The 15,382-nt window shown below is 50.8% G+C and carries 16 protein-coding genes and 1 pseudogene; 5 read left to right on the top strand and 12 right to left on the bottom strand.

Annotated elements, in window-relative coordinates; all coding sequences use genetic code 11:
* Window positions 1–30: 30 nt before the first annotated feature.
* Window positions 31–240, bottom strand: a pseudogene (locus OGV77_RS15690) (hypothetical protein); the annotation flags it as partial.
* 240 nt (window positions 241–480) lie between these two features.
* Here OGV77_RS15690 and OGV77_RS15685 point away from each other — a divergent pair.
* On the top strand, window positions 481–876 hold the full coding sequence (locus tag OGV77_RS15685; protein WP_231130594.1) for a hypothetical protein: 396 nt from the start codon (window positions 481–483) through the stop codon (window positions 874–876).
* 59 nt (window positions 877–935) lie between these two features.
* Entirely contained in the window at window positions 936–1,772 is an 837-nt protein-coding gene (locus tag OGV77_RS15680; protein ID WP_087050559.1) for a DMT family transporter, read from the top strand.
* Between the two features lie 9 nt (window positions 1,773–1,781).
* Here the strand turns inward: OGV77_RS15680 and OGV77_RS15675 are convergent, their stop codons facing one another.
* Entirely contained in the window at window positions 1,782–2,303 is a 522-nt protein-coding gene (locus OGV77_RS15675) for a GNAT family N-acetyltransferase (protein WP_087050680.1), read from the bottom strand.
* Window positions 2,304–2,411: 108 nt separating this feature from the next.
* Here OGV77_RS15675 and tam point away from each other — a divergent pair, with 108 nt between their 5' ends.
* Both tam and OGV77_RS15665 read left to right on the top strand, forming a co-directional pair.
* On the top strand, window positions 2,412–3,170 hold the full coding sequence (tam, locus tag OGV77_RS15670) for a trans-aconitate 2-methyltransferase (protein WP_043016337.1): 759 nt from the start codon (window positions 2,412–2,414) through the stop codon (window positions 3,168–3,170).
* A 131-nt stretch (window positions 3,171–3,301) separates the two neighbouring features.
* A complete protein-coding gene (locus tag OGV77_RS15665) occupies window positions 3,302–3,679 on the top strand; it encodes a GFA family protein (protein ID WP_047411299.1) in 378 nt (125 codons plus the stop codon).
* Here OGV77_RS15665 and OGV77_RS15660 read toward each other — a convergent pair.
* From OGV77_RS15660 to sad, 7 genes are all read right to left on the bottom strand, one after another.
* Entirely contained in the window at window positions 3,676–4,590 is a 915-nt protein-coding gene (locus OGV77_RS15660) for a bestrophin family protein (protein ID WP_043016339.1), read from the bottom strand. The genes OGV77_RS15665 and OGV77_RS15660 overlap by 4 nt on opposite strands.
* 207 nt (window positions 4,591–4,797) lie before the next feature.
* The gene (locus OGV77_RS15655) at window positions 4,798–6,249 is read right to left on the bottom strand and encodes a tagaturonate reductase (RefSeq protein WP_043016340.1); all 1,452 of its coding nucleotides are present in this window, start codon (window positions 6,247–6,249) and stop codon (window positions 4,798–4,800) included.
* A gap of 106 nt (window positions 6,250–6,355) precedes the next feature.
* Window positions 6,356–6,883 (bottom strand): GNAT family N-acetyltransferase, encoded by a 528-nt coding sequence (locus tag OGV77_RS15650; RefSeq protein ID WP_087050560.1) that lies wholly within the window; start codon window positions 6,881–6,883, stop codon window positions 6,356–6,358.
* 80 nt (window positions 6,884–6,963) lie between these two features.
* Entirely contained in the window at window positions 6,964–7,323 is a 360-nt protein-coding gene (locus tag OGV77_RS15645) for a DUF4186 domain-containing protein (RefSeq protein ID WP_043016342.1), read from the bottom strand.
* Entirely contained in the window at window positions 7,323–8,249 is a 927-nt protein-coding gene (glsB, locus tag OGV77_RS15640) for a glutaminase B (RefSeq protein WP_043016343.1), read from the bottom strand. Before glsB ends, OGV77_RS15645 begins: the two co-directional genes overlap by 1 nt.
* Before the next feature lie 62 nt (window positions 8,250–8,311).
* Entirely contained in the window at window positions 8,312–9,889 is a 1,578-nt protein-coding gene (locus tag OGV77_RS15635; RefSeq protein WP_043016344.1) for a methyl-accepting chemotaxis protein, read from the bottom strand.
* A 103-nt stretch (window positions 9,890–9,992) separates the two neighbouring features.
* Window positions 9,993–11,381, bottom strand: coding sequence for a succinate-semialdehyde dehydrogenase (sad, locus tag OGV77_RS15630; RefSeq protein WP_075146159.1), 1,389 nt, complete (start codon window positions 11,379–11,381; stop codon window positions 9,993–9,995).
* 102 nt (window positions 11,382–11,483) lie between these two features.
* Between sad and ptrR the strand changes: the two genes are divergently transcribed.
* Window positions 11,484–12,359 (top strand): putrescine utilization regulator PtrR, encoded by an 876-nt coding sequence (gene ptrR, locus OGV77_RS15625; protein ID WP_043016346.1) that lies wholly within the window; start codon window positions 11,484–11,486, stop codon window positions 12,357–12,359.
* Here ptrR and OGV77_RS15620 read toward each other — a convergent pair.
* From OGV77_RS15620 to dtnK, 3 genes are read right to left on the bottom strand one after another with little or no spacing between them, the layout of a single operon-like run.
* The gene (locus OGV77_RS15620; RefSeq protein ID WP_043016347.1) at window positions 12,356–13,117 is read right to left on the bottom strand and encodes a DeoR/GlpR family DNA-binding transcription regulator; all 762 of its coding nucleotides are present in this window, start codon (window positions 13,115–13,117) and stop codon (window positions 12,356–12,358) included. The two genes, ptrR and OGV77_RS15620, sit on opposite strands and share 4 nt — an antisense overlap.
* Window position 13,118: 1 nt before the next feature.
* Entirely contained in the window at window positions 13,119–14,105 is a 987-nt protein-coding gene (locus OGV77_RS15615; protein WP_075146158.1) for a D-threonate 4-phosphate dehydrogenase, read from the bottom strand.
* Complete coding sequence (gene dtnK / locus OGV77_RS15610; RefSeq protein ID WP_087050562.1) at window positions 14,098–15,342, bottom strand: D-threonate kinase; 1,245 nt, start codon at window positions 15,340–15,342, stop codon at window positions 14,098–14,100. Before dtnK ends, OGV77_RS15615 begins: the two co-directional genes overlap by 8 nt.
* Between the last annotated feature and the right edge of the window lie 40 nt (window positions 15,343–15,382).

The raw sequence follows: 15,382 nt of genomic DNA, 5'->3' as shown, positions 1-15,382 counted from the left end.
CTGATATTTATCAGTATAGACTCTCTTTAAGATCAAATAAGCCCATGCTTCAAGCTCACTAGTTGCAATCGAAGGATTGTATCCAGACAGATGGAAACTCAAACAGAAAGTAACATCATGTTTTTGATACAAGTACTCATAAAAAAATTTTAGAGCCTGTAGCGTAGATGACTGCGTGGATTCGGAACGTAAAGACAAGCGATCAATGAGAGGTTCATGAAGTAAGTTAGCAATCAACATGATTTAACATAATATACATTATGCGCACTAAGATGGAATGGGGAAGAATCTAAGGTTTTATGGTAGTCCTTGTGCTGCTCAATAATGATGTCGAACCGTTGTTTAAAGCGCCGCGACCTAACTTGAAATGTTTCATTTAAAAACGGAAAGCAGCATGTCGGCGATTCTAAAGCAGATGCATGTAATCGTTATATACTGCTCCATGAGGCATCGCTCACTTTCAGAAAAACGGTAATAAAATTGACCACTATCCAGACAATGCGTAATAAAAATGCTCAACCCATCCAACGCCTGGCACTCTTACTGCTCTTTGCCTGTACGCTAACGGGATGCGTATTGACCCGTGTTTCCGACAGCGCACATGCCAAAGAGGTCGACAGTTTGAATGTTATTGGTTTGAGTCTGGATGCCGCGAGACAAAGAGCGACTGAAAAAGGTTTTGTATGCAGCGAATATAGCAATCTCAATACGGTTGTCACCGATTATGGTCAACATCGATGGCTGCAAACTGAATGCAGCAAGAAAAGTGCTGAGCAATTTTGTCCGCAAACGCGTTTTGTGGTTCTCAATGTCGATCCTGAAACGAACAACGTCGTAGATGTGGGTAAATACATCGATCAAAACACCTGTTTTTGAAACCTGAACACCGGCACCGGCACCGGCACTGACTGTTGTATTAGATTGAGGACGCTAACTTGCTTATCAAAATCGTTATCGCAATGAGCGCATTTGCAGGAAATTCAGTGCTTTGCCGAATCGCGCTAAAGGGTATGCACGCCGATGCCATTTCTTTTAGCAGTCTAAGGTTAATCAGTGGTGCGATTGCCCTTTATTTATTCATCACGATAGCATCTGAGAGTAAAAAAATAGAGTTTAGATGGTTAAACGCCCTGCTACTTTGCATTTATGTTTTCTCATTCTCCGTTGCCTATGTTTCGCTCAATACCGGCACCGGCGCCCTGCTGCTCTTTGGTACCGTTCAGCTCGTCATGACGGTATGGGGATTAGTTCAGAAAGAAAAACTCGTAATATTAAAAATAACAGGGATTCTGGGAGCATTGGTTGGAATAGCGATATTGCTACTTCCTGGTGCTGAGCGGCCTTCCTTGTATGCCTCAGTCATGATGATTATTTCCGGTGTTGCCTGGGCTATGTACAGTATCGCAGGGAAAAAAATCACGCATGCCGTAGCCTCAACGAGTGGTAATTTCATCCTGACGGTCCCGGTTGCACTGATTATTCCCCTCATCTTTCATACCCATCTTCACATTGATATAAACGGAATAATGCTGGGAGTATTATCAGGCGCACTAACATCGGGAGGCGCTTACCTGCTCTGGTACTCGCTTCTTCCGTTGCTCAAAGCCACGACGGCCAGTACCATCCAGCTCAGCGTTCCTTGTCTCGCCACGCTCGGCGGGATCGTGTTTTTGGGTGAAACGCTCACCGCCAGGATCCTTCTTGCAAGCATTATTATTTTAGCTGGAATAGGCTTAGTTATTTTTTCTGATATGAGGAAGGGTTCAAAATAGTCTGACTAATTATCGGCAAAGACGATACAGGACGTGTTGTGCTAGCCGATGATCAGTCGGCAACGCGGGATGCAGGAACTCTTCAGTCTTATTCATGCCCAACCGTATCATCAGGCGCTCTGACTGTTTATTCAGTACGGAAGTAAATGAAACCACCTCACTTAACCCCAGCTCCTCGAAAGCAAACGTCAGGCATGCCTCGGCGGCTTCCAATGCCAGCCCCTGGTGCCAGTGGTCTTTAGCCAGACGCCAGCCTATTTCGGTACAGGGTGAAAAGTGAAATTTATCAGGCTGTGGATGTAAACCTACACACCCCACAAACTGGTGTGTTTCTTTAAGTTCAACGACCCAGAATCCCCAACCGCGCTCTGTAATGCCTTCCTCGAACCTTGCAGCCAGGTTGTCGCTTTCCGTTCGTTGCAGCGGAGTCGGAAAGAAACGCATCACGTCCGGATCGGCATTTAGCGCAGCAAACGGGGCTCTGTCTTTGGCTTCCCACTGTCGTAAAACCAGTCTCGATGTTTCCAGCATATTTCTGCCCTTATCTTTCATTTTCATATAATCTTCTAAAAGAAATGGCTCATCGGCAAGGATTTATGCACCCTTTCCGCCTTTTTCTCTCATACTGGAGATTCATTCATGGCCGACTGGAACCCTTCGCTTTATCTGCAATATGAAACTGAACGTTCAAGACCCGCTGCGGAATTACTCAGCAGAGTGGCGTTAGAGAGTGTCCGTTCAGTCGTCGATCTTGGCTGTGGTCCGGGAAACAGTACGGCATTGCTATATCAGCGCTGGCCCTCGGCTGTAATAACCGGAGTTGATTCCTCACCCGCCATGCTTAATGAGGCGCGAAACGTATTACCGACATGCCGTTTTATTGAAGCGGATATCAGTAAGTTCCAGGTAGAGCATCCCGTAGATCTGCTTTATGCCAATGCGTCATTACAGTGGGTACCCAATCACTATGAACTGTTGCCAAATCTGGTATCGCTTCTTGGTCGCAACGGCGTTTTGGCCGTGCAAATGCCGGATAACTGGCTGGAACCCACGCATGTTCTGATGCGCGAAGTAGCTTATGAACAGGGTTATCCCGACCGGGGCCGGACGCCACTTCCAGGCGTACACGCCTACTATGATATTTTGAGCGAGGCAGGTTGTGAGGTAGATATCTGGCGCACAACGTATTATCACATTATGGATTCTCATCAGGCGATTATCGACTGGGTAAGTTCTACAGGCCTGCGCCCCTGGTTGCAGGATTTGAGCGAAAGAGAGCAACGCCAGTACCTGGCGCGCTACCACGAACTCCTGCAGGAGCAATATCCATTACAGGAAAATGGCAAAATTTTACTGGCGTTTCCGCGAATGTTTATGGTTGCCAGACGCAATAGTTAAGCGTTAATCATCAGACAGATCACAGGAATGAACTATCGTCTATGCGCGCCCTCGCCTTTTTATTATAAGGTTCTAGTGGCAATGGCGTGCATCTGCTAGTGTCTTGCCACGTATTTCTGACGGGAGTTGTTATGTCTAAAGTCTACATTGGTGGGTGTCTGTGTGGCTCGATCCGCTTCACTGCCAGCAGTCCTAATAATTCCCATACCTGTTCCTGCGATATATGCCGGAAACATACTGGCGTGCCGACCGTCGTCTGGATTGAGTTTGCTGCAGAAAATGTAGAATGGACGGGAAAAGCCGGAAAACCGACAACCTGGCGCTCATCTGAAACGACCAGTCGGGCCTTTTGCCCTCAGTGCGGGAGTTCCGTGGGCGCCATTGATGACGCCCCGGTAATTGCACTTTTAGCCGGAGCTTTTGACGATCCTAACGATGAAGATCTGGCCCCAGAGTTTCATTCGTTTTCCGATATGCAACCCGCCTGGTGGCAAAACGAACGTCGCTAAGTGAGTTGATAATGTTTATCCGGCATGTGTTTTGCTGGCACATTTGTTTCATCGTTCATTTGCAGTAAATCGATTTCGATAGCATTGCAAATCGCATCCAGCGGCAGGTCGTTGTTCTCTGTGCCAAACGGATCTTCCAGTTCTTCTGCAAGCGTGTCGAGCGAAATAAAAGTGTAGGAAATAAGCACTGAAATGAAAGGTGTCATGTAGTGCAGATCCACCACTAAGGCGAATGGCAACATGATACAAAACAGGTACACCGTGCGATGAAGGATCAAAGTATACGCAAACGGGACCGGAGTATTCGCAATCCGCTCACAACCTGCCAGCACCGCAGACATATCATTTAACCTATTGTTTAAACTATGGAATAATATATCTGATAGTTGTCCATTACGCCTGCGCACGGCCAACCACTCCCCCATCAGCAACAATATGCGGTTTGCTGGTGATTGTGAGGCAAATACCGTCTGCAGATCTTTCTCGCTGAGGTACTTCGCCAACGGCGCTGCCTGCGGTTTTCGGCGTAAAGTCATGCGTAAACAGTGGGCAAACGCGATTTGCAGACGAACAAACTGCCCCAGTTCGACGTCATCCGGTAAGGTGGTCTTTACCTCTCGTAAAAGCGATCGGGAAGCAATCATCAACTGCCCCCAAAGGTGGCGGGCCTCAACGTAACGTGAATAGCAGGCGTTATTGCGAAAGCCTAAAAAGATAGCAATAGCCACGCCGAGAATGCTGAACGGCGCCAGCGTAAATTTAATACCCAGCATCGTATACCACGGAAGCATGATAATAACGGCGATGGAGAGCAGGAAGTTCAGCAACAGACGTGAAAAGATTTTTGATAATACGGAACCATGCCAGACGAAAATCAGGCGTAGCCAGTGTTGTTGGGGGCGAACGATCATGGTTATCTTCGGAAAAATGTGAAACCCGTCACATTAGACGCGATAGTGATCAATGTTGCAAGTTAATCGCAACATTAACTAAACATCTTTTTCCTGCCAGACAATTCCCGCACCTGAGTTACAGAATGGCTTAGTATTTAACATACAATAGTATGTTGTAACTAATAATTGTTTTGCAAAAAACCCGGCCTGAGCCGGGCTGTTTTCTTAGCACAGTGGTTTAACGGCTTCACGCATGCCTTTTGCCAGAATGGTATCCAGATCGGCAGAAACCTGCTCCACCAGCCCAGAAACCTGAGTCAGGTCCTGCTCCCAGTGCTCTTTAACGCCCAGTACAGATTTAACCAGATCTTCGGTGTTTATCTGGCGGTCATGATGCTGGGACCAAAGCTGTTGAAAGCGCTCCACCCAGTGCGCATCATCCTGAACCGGATATGACTCACCGTTACGCTCTCCACGATAAAAGGCAATCAGCGCGGCAAGCGCAAACGTCAGGCGCGCCGGCAGTTTGCCGCTGGCCTGTTGCCCTGCCAGCAACTGCGGCAATATACGGGTACGGAATTTAGTCATGCCGTTCAGGGCAATCGACAGCAGCTGATGCTTAATGTACGGATTGCAGAATCGACCGGTCACCGCGCTGGCGAAAGATGCCAGCTCATCGCGAGGTAAATCCAGTACCGGAATGATCTCTTCATAAATAGCTTTTTCAACGAAGGCGCAAATCTCTGCGTCATTCATCGCCTCACCCACAGTATCGAGCCCTGCCTGCCAGGCAACAGGAACCAGTGCGGTGTGCGCGCCGTTGAGAATGGCCACTTTCCGTTCTTTGTACGGTTTGATGTCATCAACTATCAGGACATTGAGCGGATATTTATCCAGACGTAGTTCGGCGGCTAATGACTTTGGCCCCTGAATGACAAACAGATAGAAGTGTTCAGCCGTATCCAGGAATGCATCATGATAGCCAAGCTCAGCTTCAAGTTGCGCTACTTCGTCACGCGGATAACCGGTAACAATGCGGTCCACCAGCGTGGAACAAAATGCGTTGGCTTGATCCAGCCACTGAATAAATGCTTCCGGTAGCGCCCACTCCTGAGCGTAGCGCAGGACCAGTTCACGCAGCGCATCACCATTGTAATCAATCAGTTCGCAAGGGATGATAATCCAGCCTTTATCCGACGCACCATTGAAATGGCTGAACCGCTCGAACAGCAGCCGGGTCAGTTTAGCGGGATAACTCACCGCCGGTGCATCCTCAAACTTATCGCCCGCGTGGTAACTGATGCCTGCTTCAGTGGTGTTAGAAAAAACAAAACGCATATCTGGATTATGCGCCAGCTTCAGGAACTCATCGTATTCGCTATAGACGCTGATTTCGCGGTTAACTGAACGAATTAAACGAGCATCACTTACGGCATCGCCCTTCTCATTCAAGCCACGAATAATGGTGGTGTAGAGACCATCCTGTGTACTCAGCGATGGTGGGAAGGTACTTTCGATAGGACGAACAATGACCACACCTGCGTTCAGATCGGTATGCTCATTCAGCAGATCAACCTGCCAGTCAACGAAGGCGCGCAGGAAGTTTCCTTCACCAAACTGAATGATGCGTTCAGGATACTGAGCACCGGGGAAATCGCGACGATTAAGTGTTTGCACAATGGGTTCCCTTTATGATTAGTCATACAACCTGATTGAATTGGTCCAATAGGTTAGCAAACTTTAATACATTGAAACCCTGTTTTGATCAATTCCCGATAACAAATTAGAGCGTTTTATAGAAAAGTGTGGTCCCGGTCAGCGTCCCGTCGGGCATTTTGGCATAGTCGGGTATCATCCCAACTTTTTGCCATCCGCAATTGTGGTAGAACAACTCAGCGGAACTGCCCGTGGCCGTATCAAGCACCAGCAGCGTCTTACCTTGTTGATGCGCGCAACGTTCGAGTCCGTTCATCAATTCCCGAGCCACACCGCCCCGTCGCGCAGAGGTGTGAACCAGTAGTTTGGCGACATCTGCACGATGGGGTTGGTTTTCGGGTTGATCGATAATGAGCTGGACGGTACCAACAAGAACCCCCTGTGCGTCCTGCGCCCCCAGAACAATCCTTTCTCCACGGTCGACACTTTGCGCGACGCTCATCCAGAAAGGTCGTGACTTTTCACTCGTAAAAGGCAGCATAAAGCTAACAGAGGCGCCGTCATTGACGCATGTTTCAAGGATGTCGCTGAGCTCGTCGATTCTCGACAGAATCTGTGCCGTACTCATCACAAAGCAGGGTTTGCAGATAGCCATTTTTTCTCCTTAGATTGACCTCTTTATACTGCTTTTAACAAAAGCACAACACAAGGAGACATATCATAGGATTATGTTATCTATGGCTTATTCATTTGAAGCACTAACCAGTGATAAATAACCGTGACAACGTAACGTTGCTGCTCATCGTTAAGCGCGACACCCTGAGGAATATCATGCCATTTCGCCAGACAGCCCCGACAACAGGTGGCCGTAGCATGTTGAGCGATAAAGACCGGATGCCCACGCATGGGCGTCTGCTTACCATCATTGACCGGTAACGCCGGAGCCAGCCGTTTGGCAATAAAATCCGCAGCGTGTTGCTCGATAACCGGCGCACCTTTATCCAGACAATACTGTCTTTCTTTCTGACCAAGACGAAACCGCGAGCGAAACGTTGATTTCGCCAGCCTGGCAAAAAGAGGATCGAGCGTATTCATCAGTAAACCGAGCGCCCCAGTTGTTGTGTTAATTGCTCCAGCACGGCGATACCCGCCAGCGAATTTCCCGCAGGATCCAGTTCCGGACTCCAGACGGCAATTGCCATCTCGTGGGGAACGATAGCCACGATACCGCCGCCAACGCCAGATTTCGCCGGTAAACCTACTCGCCAGGCAAATTCCCCTGCGTTCTGATACATGCCACTGGTAGCCATCAACGCGTTGATCTGCCTGGCCTGCATGGGCGTAACCACGGGCTCCGCAAGATGAAAGGCGTGTCCCTGATTCGCCAGAAAGACGAACGTACGCGCCAGTTCTACACAGCTCATTTTCAACGCACAATAGTGAAAGTAATTTTGTAAAACGGTGGTCACATCATGATGGAAATTGCCAAATGATTTCATCAGCCAGGCGATAGCCGCGTTACGCGCCGAGTGCTCAAACTCAGAACGCGCCACTGTCGAATCATAGGCGATATCCGATACGCCGCTTAACGCCCTAACCACTTCCAGCATCCGTTGACGCGGTGCGCTCAGTCGCCCTTGCAGCATGTCGCAAACCACCAGCGCCCCGGCATTGATGAAGGGATTACGCGGGATCCCCTGTTCCATTTCCAGCTGTACCAGGGAATTAAAAGGATGACCGGATGGATCTTTGCCGACACGTTGCCAGATCTCATCCTCCTGATAATGACGCATCGCCACGACCAGACTGAGCACCTTTGAAATTGACTGAATAGAAAAGCGCTCTTGCGCATCCCCCGCCTGATAATGCTGTCCATCGACGGTGCAAATGGCAATACCCAGTTTTGAACCGTCCACGGAAGCTAATGCAGGAATGTAATCAGCGACTTTACCTTGACCAATCAGCGGACGAACCTGCTGCACAATGGTCTCTAAAATTGAATTGTCCATGGCCCTGGCCACAACATGCTCCTTGCTCGCAGGTATGAAAGGCCTGCGAGTATAACAGAGCTGAATACGCAGCGTCAGGCCGGAAGGCGGAATCTGGCCACTGCCTGCATAAGCTGGTGAGATTCATGATGTAGCTGCAAGGAAGAATTGGATGCGGCATTCACCAGATCGCTGGTTTGCCGGGCCTCTCCGTTCAGAACATGAAGCTTACGAGTCAACTGGTGAATACTGTCCCCCTGATTTAACGTTGCCGCCGAAATATCGTTCAGCAATGCGCCGAGGTTTTCCACCAGCGAAATAACCTGCTGTAGATTCTCATCCAGCCCGTTTACGGCATGAAAGCCCTCTTCAATGCCCTGTAAAGAGTGTTGAATGAGCGCCTGAATATTCTGCGTCGACTGACCGCTTTTTCGCGCCAGAAGTCCAACTTCTTTGGCGACCACTGCAAACCCGCGCCCTTGTTCCCCAGCATGTGCAGCCTCGATTGCCGCGTTCAGTGCGAGGATGTTTGTCTGAAACGCGATGTTGTCGATTAGCGTTATAATTCCGCGCATTTCAGACGAGCGCGTCACAATCGCCTGCATTGACGCATTTACCGTCGCCATCATTCGGTCTCCGCCCGCCGCAATATCACGGGCCTGCACAGCACGCTGATTCGCCAGTTGAGCAAAGCCACTGTTATCCTCAACATGCGTTTCAAGAAAACCAATATGCGAAGTCACGGTACTCAACTCTTCACTTTGCTTCGCCGATTGCTGATACAACTGCTTATTATTTTGCGCAAGTTCGCTGATGTTCCCCACCATTGCGGTTGTGGCGTCATTCACCTGCTGTACCAGCGCGCAGAGTCCCTGCTGCATTGCAGCAATTCGCAAACTTAATTGCATCACTTCCCGATTGAACTGACTCACCTGCGGAGCTGGTCGGGAAAGATCGCCTGCCGCTAAAATATCGATATGATCGATCAGCCGTCGCAGCGGTGTTATCACCCAACGAGACATACTGCGCCAGACCAGCACAGCGATAACCACCAGCACCAGAGGAATAAACAAAAACAGATGCTGTAAACGCTCAAGACTGGTCAACAATTGCTGACGCCCAACTTCCGCATGTCGCCCACTTTCCTGCTGAAAGCGGGCGTAGTTGTCGTTAAAATCTGACTGAAACGCCTGTACGGGCACGGCAAAAAAAGCGTCAATCGAACCGGACTGCATCAGCCCGTCCGCCTGTTCCTGAATGCCGCTATAAAAGCGCTGATAGCTCTCCGTGAGTTCTGGATCCGGCTGCGGTTTTAAATGACTCCATGCATCCCATGCGGTTTTTGACTGTGTCAGCGCCCGATGAGCCTCCTCCATTAATGGCCGCCAACTTCCATCAGAGCCGGTGGCGGCATCCTGCATAAAATAAACTCCAGCCCGGTTAAGCAGATCGCTGGCAGACAATAATGCCACCCGCGCTTCATCGATCTTCGCCTGCTGTATTAGCGCGAGCTGATTACGACCTTCATTATGCTGCGCGTCGCTGACAGAGGCCGAGAGCATCAAAGAGGACGCGACCTGCAATACAGAGAACAGTGCAATTATGCAGAAAATACCGGTTAACAAACCAAACTGACGGGGGATCAGTCGTTGAAAAATTTGCGTTATGTTCATATTACTCTTCTGTATCAAAGCGTTAGACGCGAATATACGGAGAGTAAATGACAGAAAAATTGCAGAAATAAGACAGGTGCCCCCGATGGAGGCACCCACACCATCAGAGGCGGTTTTTCCAGACGGTCTGCACGTTACAGAACTCATGCAGGCCAAAGTGAGAGAGCTCGCGGCCAAAACCACTTTTCTTCACGCCGCCAAATGCAACGCGAGCATCGCTGGCACTGAAGCCATTGATGAATACGCCTCCACATTCCAGGCGTGACGCCATATTCTGCGCCAGCGCTTCATCTGCGGTGAACACCGTGGCGGATAAACCGAAATCACTGTCATTCGCCAGTGCTAAGGCATGTTCCGCATTCTTTGCCACGGTAATCGCTGCAACCGGACCAAACAGCTCCTGACGAAAAGCCGTCATCTCTGGAGTGACATCACCCAGTACCGTCACAGCATAGTAATTGCCGTGGCCTGCAATTTTTTCCCCGCCGAGAAGTAATCGCGCTCCTTCAGCAAGGGAGGCTTCAACCTGCTGATGAAGCTCATCACGCAGATCAAATCGCGCCATCGGACCCAGATCGTTTTCTTCGTTCAGCGGATCGCCCATTTTGAGCGCGCTCGCGGCCGCGACAAAACGAGCCGTAAATTCTGCCGCAATACCTTCTTCAATAATGAAACGCTTGGCTGCCGCACACACCTGCCCAGTGTTCTGGTAACGCCCGGCAACTGCCGCCTTAACGGCCAGGTCAAGATCAGCATCATTAAGGACAATAAACGGATCGGAACCACCCAGCTCAAGCACACATTTCTTCAACGCCGCCCCTGCCTGAGCGCCAATCGCCGCACCGGCACGAACACTGCCCGTCACCGTTACCGCCGCAATACGCGGGTCATTGATCATCTGACTTACCCCAGCGTTGTCGGCATTCACCCAACCGTAAACCCCGGCGGGAACGCCTGCATCAGCAAAAACCTGGGCGATAATCGCAGCACAGCCTGTTACATTCGGTGCATGCTTTAACAGGTAGCCATTTCCGGCCAGCAGAATCGGAATAGCGCCACGCAGTACCTGCCAGAGTGGGAAGTTCCACGGCATGATCGCCAGAATGGTTCCTACGGGGCGATACTCAATCACCGCCTGATTGTTTTCCACCAGCGTAGGTTCCGGATTGAGCATCGCCGGGCCATGTTCGGCGTACCAGTCGCACAATGCGGCCGATTTGGCAACTTCACCCCGTGCCTGCTTGATGGGTTTGCCCATTTCACGGGAAATACATTGCGCCATCGCTTCCGCACGATGACGCAGAGCCTGCCCGATATCACGCAGCGTTTGCGCACGGCGTTCAACGGAAGTATGTTTCCATTCGCTGTAGCCTTTCGCGGCAAGGTTCAGCGCATGTGCAATCTCTTCAGCGCTCGCCCATGGCATCGCTGCCAGCCTTTCTCCATTAGCAGGATTAACAGAAATCGCATGTGTTGCTGCTGTGATAGTCATAGTTGCCTCTCTTTATCGCAGGGTATGGTTATATCATGCGCATATTTACTCTTTCTGAAAAATGAATAATATTAACCATACCATTCACGAATAGAGAACAACATGGATCTGACGCAACTGGAAATGTTCAATGCCGTCGCAGAGACCGGCAGTATTACGCAGGCGGCCGCAAAGGTGCATCGCGTGCCATCTAATCTCACCACCCGCATTCGCCAGCTTGAAGCCGACCTTGGCGTCGATCTGTTTATTCGTGAAAACCAGCGTCTGCGGCTTTCCCCATCCGGGCACAACTTTTTGCGCTATAGCCAGCGGATCCTCGCACTGGTTGAGGAAGCGAGAATGGTCGTTGCCGGGGATGAGCCTCAGGGGTTGTTCTCTCTTGGCTCGCTGGAAAGTACTGCCGCTGTGCGAATCCCCGCCACGCTGGCGGAATATAACCAGCGTTACCCCAAAATTCAGTTTGCGCTGGCGACAGGCCCTTCGGGCACGATGCTGGATGGTGTGCTCGAGGGGACGCTGAACGCCGCCTTTGTTGACGGTCCGATTACCCATCCTGGCCTTGAAGGAATGCCGGTCTACCGTGAAGAGATGATGATTGTCACGCCGCACGGTCACCCTCCCATCCAGCGGGCCAGTGATGTTAACGGTTGTAGTATTTACGCCTTTCGCGCCAACTGTTCCTATCGCCGCCATTTTGAAAGCTGGTTTCATGCCGATCGCGCAATGCCCGGCACCATTCATGAAATGGAGTCGTATCACGGAATGCTGGCCTGCGTTATTGCCGGCGCGGGTATCGCGCTGATCCCGCGCTCGATGCTGGAGAGCATGCCTGGGCATCATCAGGTCAACGCCTGGGCGCTAAGCGAAAACTGGCGCTGGCTGAATACGTGGCTGGTCTGGCGCAGAGGCGCAATGACGAGGCAACTGGAAGCGTTTATTGAGGTCTTGAACCCCCAGTTGTCGCAGAATAGGGATTAACTGGCAATCGTCAGTTGGCAGGGTAACTGTTCTAGTTGCTCGCGCACGCCCTCATTGAGCCGGGCATCGGTCACAATATCCGTCAGCGCATTCAAATGGGTAACATTAAACAATGACCACGCGCCATATTTTGAACTGTCTGCCAGCAGTACCCGGCGACTGGCGTTGGCAATCAGGTCACGTTTTACCCCGGCCTTCTCTTCCGTCGGCGCGGTGATCCCACGCGCCAGATCCCAACCGTTACAGCTTAAAAACGCGATATCCGGCCAGACGCTCTGCAACAGTTTACGCCCATGCTCGCCGATGCATGACTGGCTGGAGTCATCAATCCGCCCGCCAATGATCGTCACTTCAATTTGTTTAAACTCGGAGAAAAAAAGTGCGATGTGCAGATCGCTGGTGATGACCCGCAGCGGCAGATGGGTGAGCTGACGAGCCAGTTCAATCATTGTCGTACCTGCATCCAGAACAATAGAATCCCCTGCCTTCACCAGGCTTGCTGCCGCGCTGGCGATCGCTTGTTTTTCTTGCAGGCTGCGTTGCATTTTCTCATGCGTAGTAGGCTGCGATGGGATAAATCGGTTAAGCGTCACACCACCATGGGTACGGCTGATCACGCCTTCCTGATCGAGTTTAATCAGATCGCGACGAATAGTCGCCGGAGAGGCGCCCGTCACGGCAACCAACTGTTCTACCGTCGCCAGATTATGCCCTTTCAGATAATCCATAATCTGTTCTAACCGATTATATCCCTTCATTTTAATCCCGCGTGATTTGCATTGCTAACTGGATGGACACCGCCATGCTCTCAGACTTGGCTTTACCTGTCCAGGCAATATCAAACGCCGTACCGTGGTCTGCAGAGGTGCGAATAAACGGTAACCCGGCGGTGATATTCACCCCATCATAGAATCCAAGCAATTTTAGCGGAATATGCCCCTGATCGTGATACATCGCTACCACCATGTCGTACATTCCTTCGTGGCACTGCATAAATACCGTATCCGGTGGGCACGGCCCGGTGACATTTAGTCCCAGCGCCTGCATAGTCTGGATTGCGGGTCCAACTATTTTGATTTCTTCATCGCCAAAAAGACCATTTTCTCCAGCATGTGGATTCACCCCTGCCACCGCAATACGCGGATTTTCATACCCAACGCGACGCAGGAAATCATGTGCTACCTGAATAACAGTTTTCACCCGCTGTTCGCTGAGCGTATCCAGGAATTTTCGTAGCGCAATATGGGTGGTGACATGGATGACTTTGAGCTGGTCGGTATACAGCACCATTGCATAATCTTTACTGTTGGTCAGTTGCGCCAGCAGTTCGGTATGCCCAGGATAATGATGACCCGCCAGATGTAATGCTTCTTTATTCAGAGGCGCAGTGGCTATCGCTTTAACTTCGCCATTCAGCGCCAACATCGTGGCACGCTTGATACAGCGATATGCCAGATCCCCGGCCTGTGCTTGCACTACACCGGGCTGGAGAGAATCTGGATCGGCAAGCGATTCATCAATGACATTGATTACACCTGCGGCGAATTGCGCCTGGGCTACACTTTCAATCACCCGAAGTTCCGCTGGTGGTGTTATATTCAATGACTGGATCCGTCGCAGCGTCTGCACGCATCCAACAACAATGACCGGCGCGCCAGAAAGCTCTCCCTCCGCCAGTGATTTAAGAATGATCTCCGGTCCAATACCCGCCGGATCGCCCATGGTTACCGCAATAGTGTTATTCACTCATTTTCTCCTCAACATAATTCAAAACCTGACGCAAGGTCGTTTCGTCACCAAATCCCCCTGCTTTTGTCATAACCGGGCGCTGCCAGTATCCACCAACAAAATGACCATACGGCACGCACTGGGCCACACGGTCGCTGATACGAAATCCTGTTGCTCCGAGCGCTTCAGCAACCGCCATAGCAACATCGCCGCCAGAGAGATACAGCGCAGCGGGTGAGATATCATCAGCAACCTGTCGGGTAAGTTGCCCAAGGAACTGGCAGATTTTTTCGCCCAACTGAGCGCGACTTACCTGCCAGCGGGCGCAAAGATGCGGAATATGGTGCCGCGCATCAGTATCAGGACAAGTGTGAACAATGCAGTGTTTACCGGATGCCAGAACGCCAATAATGCGGGCGACGTACCCCGTCACAGCCCCCTTCAACATATCTTCGATATCAATGAATACCGTCTCTACCTGCGGGTTTCTGCGCACAACAGCAATCTGGCGTTGAGCAATTTCACTCATTGAGCCCACAATCGCCAGTAAACGCCGGGAAGATGCCGTCTGGATATGGCGAGCCAGTGCGTCACAGATTCCTGCTGACCCCACCAAAAGCGGCGTATCATTTCGCTCCATTGCTTCAACAACAATGGCATCGAGATCGGCATTACTCTGCGCATCAACCACCCAAATTTGCGGCATATCAGCGGCAGGTTCTGTCAGGCGTTGCAAATAGTCACTCAGTGACATAGCCCGGCATGTGATGGTGGTTTGTGCCTGAAGTACCGCACAAATATCAGCGCTAGCTACCGGGGTTTTCGGGTCACTGGCAAATTCGGTTTGGGTAACCGGGACACCGTTGATAAGGCAAAGACCTTCTTCAGTCGTCCGACCGGCCAGGGGAAACGCTGGCGCAACAATGGCCAGATTTTTACCGGTGACCTGCATTAACGCCTCAACTTCGGCCCCTGGGTTGCCACGTAATGTGGAATCCATTTTCTTTAGCCACAGCGCCCGCGAGTCTGCATGACAGGCAAGCGCTAAAGCTCTCACGCGGGAAGATGCCTGCGGTGCATCAAACGCACGACTATCACTGTTAACGACCAGTACGTCGGTCTCCTCGGTGGAGGGTAACGTGAAGGCGACATTCACCGTCATTCCCGTCAGCGCAAGGCTGACCCCCGCATCGTTCCCCCCGGTAAAGTCATCGGCGATAACCAGGATTTGCGGTCTAGCTACTTGTTTACTCATCCATGCTCCGGGTCGTTATGTGTTGTTAATGATTATATTC

Source organism: Citrobacter sp. Ce129 (assembly GCF_030334545.1).
Taxonomy (GTDB): domain Bacteria; phylum Pseudomonadota; class Gammaproteobacteria; order Enterobacterales; family Enterobacteriaceae; genus Citrobacter; species Citrobacter europaeus.
This window is presented reverse-complemented; position numbering and strand designations above follow the sequence as displayed.

Coding starts and splice junctions, on each gene's coding strand:
- OGV77_RS15665 (WP_047411299.1), top strand. CDS start 3,302: ATGTCTAAAGTCTACATTGGTGGGTGTCTGTGTGGCTCGATCCGCTTC.
- OGV77_RS15675 (WP_087050680.1), bottom strand. CDS start 2,303: ATGCTGGAAACATCGAGACTGGTTTTACGACAGTGGGAAGCCAAAGAC.
- tam (WP_043016337.1), top strand. CDS start 2,412: ATGGCCGACTGGAACCCTTCGCTTTATCTGCAATATGAAACTGAACGT.
- dtnK (WP_087050562.1), bottom strand. CDS start 15,342: ATGAGTAAACAAGTAGCTAGACCGCAAATCCTGGTTATCGCCGATGAC.
- OGV77_RS15645 (WP_043016342.1), bottom strand. CDS start 7,323: ATGAATACGCTCGATCCTCTTTTTGCCAGGCTGGCGAAATCAACGTTT.
- ptrR (WP_043016346.1), top strand. CDS start 11,484: ATGGATCTGACGCAACTGGAAATGTTCAATGCCGTCGCAGAGACCGGC.
- OGV77_RS15650 (WP_087050560.1), bottom strand. CDS start 6,883: ATGGCTATCTGCAAACCCTGCTTTGTGATGAGTACGGCACAGATTCTG.
- OGV77_RS15635 (WP_043016344.1), bottom strand. CDS start 9,889: ATGAACATAACGCAAATTTTTCAACGACTGATCCCCCGTCAGTTTGGT.
- OGV77_RS15660 (WP_043016339.1), bottom strand. CDS start 4,590: ATGATCGTTCGCCCCCAACAACACTGGCTACGCCTGATTTTCGTCTGG.
- sad (WP_075146159.1), bottom strand. CDS start 11,381: ATGACTATCACAGCAGCAACACATGCGATTTCTGTTAATCCTGCTAAT.
- OGV77_RS15620 (WP_043016347.1), bottom strand. CDS start 13,117: ATGAAGGGATATAATCGGTTAGAACAGATTATGGATTATCTGAAAGGG.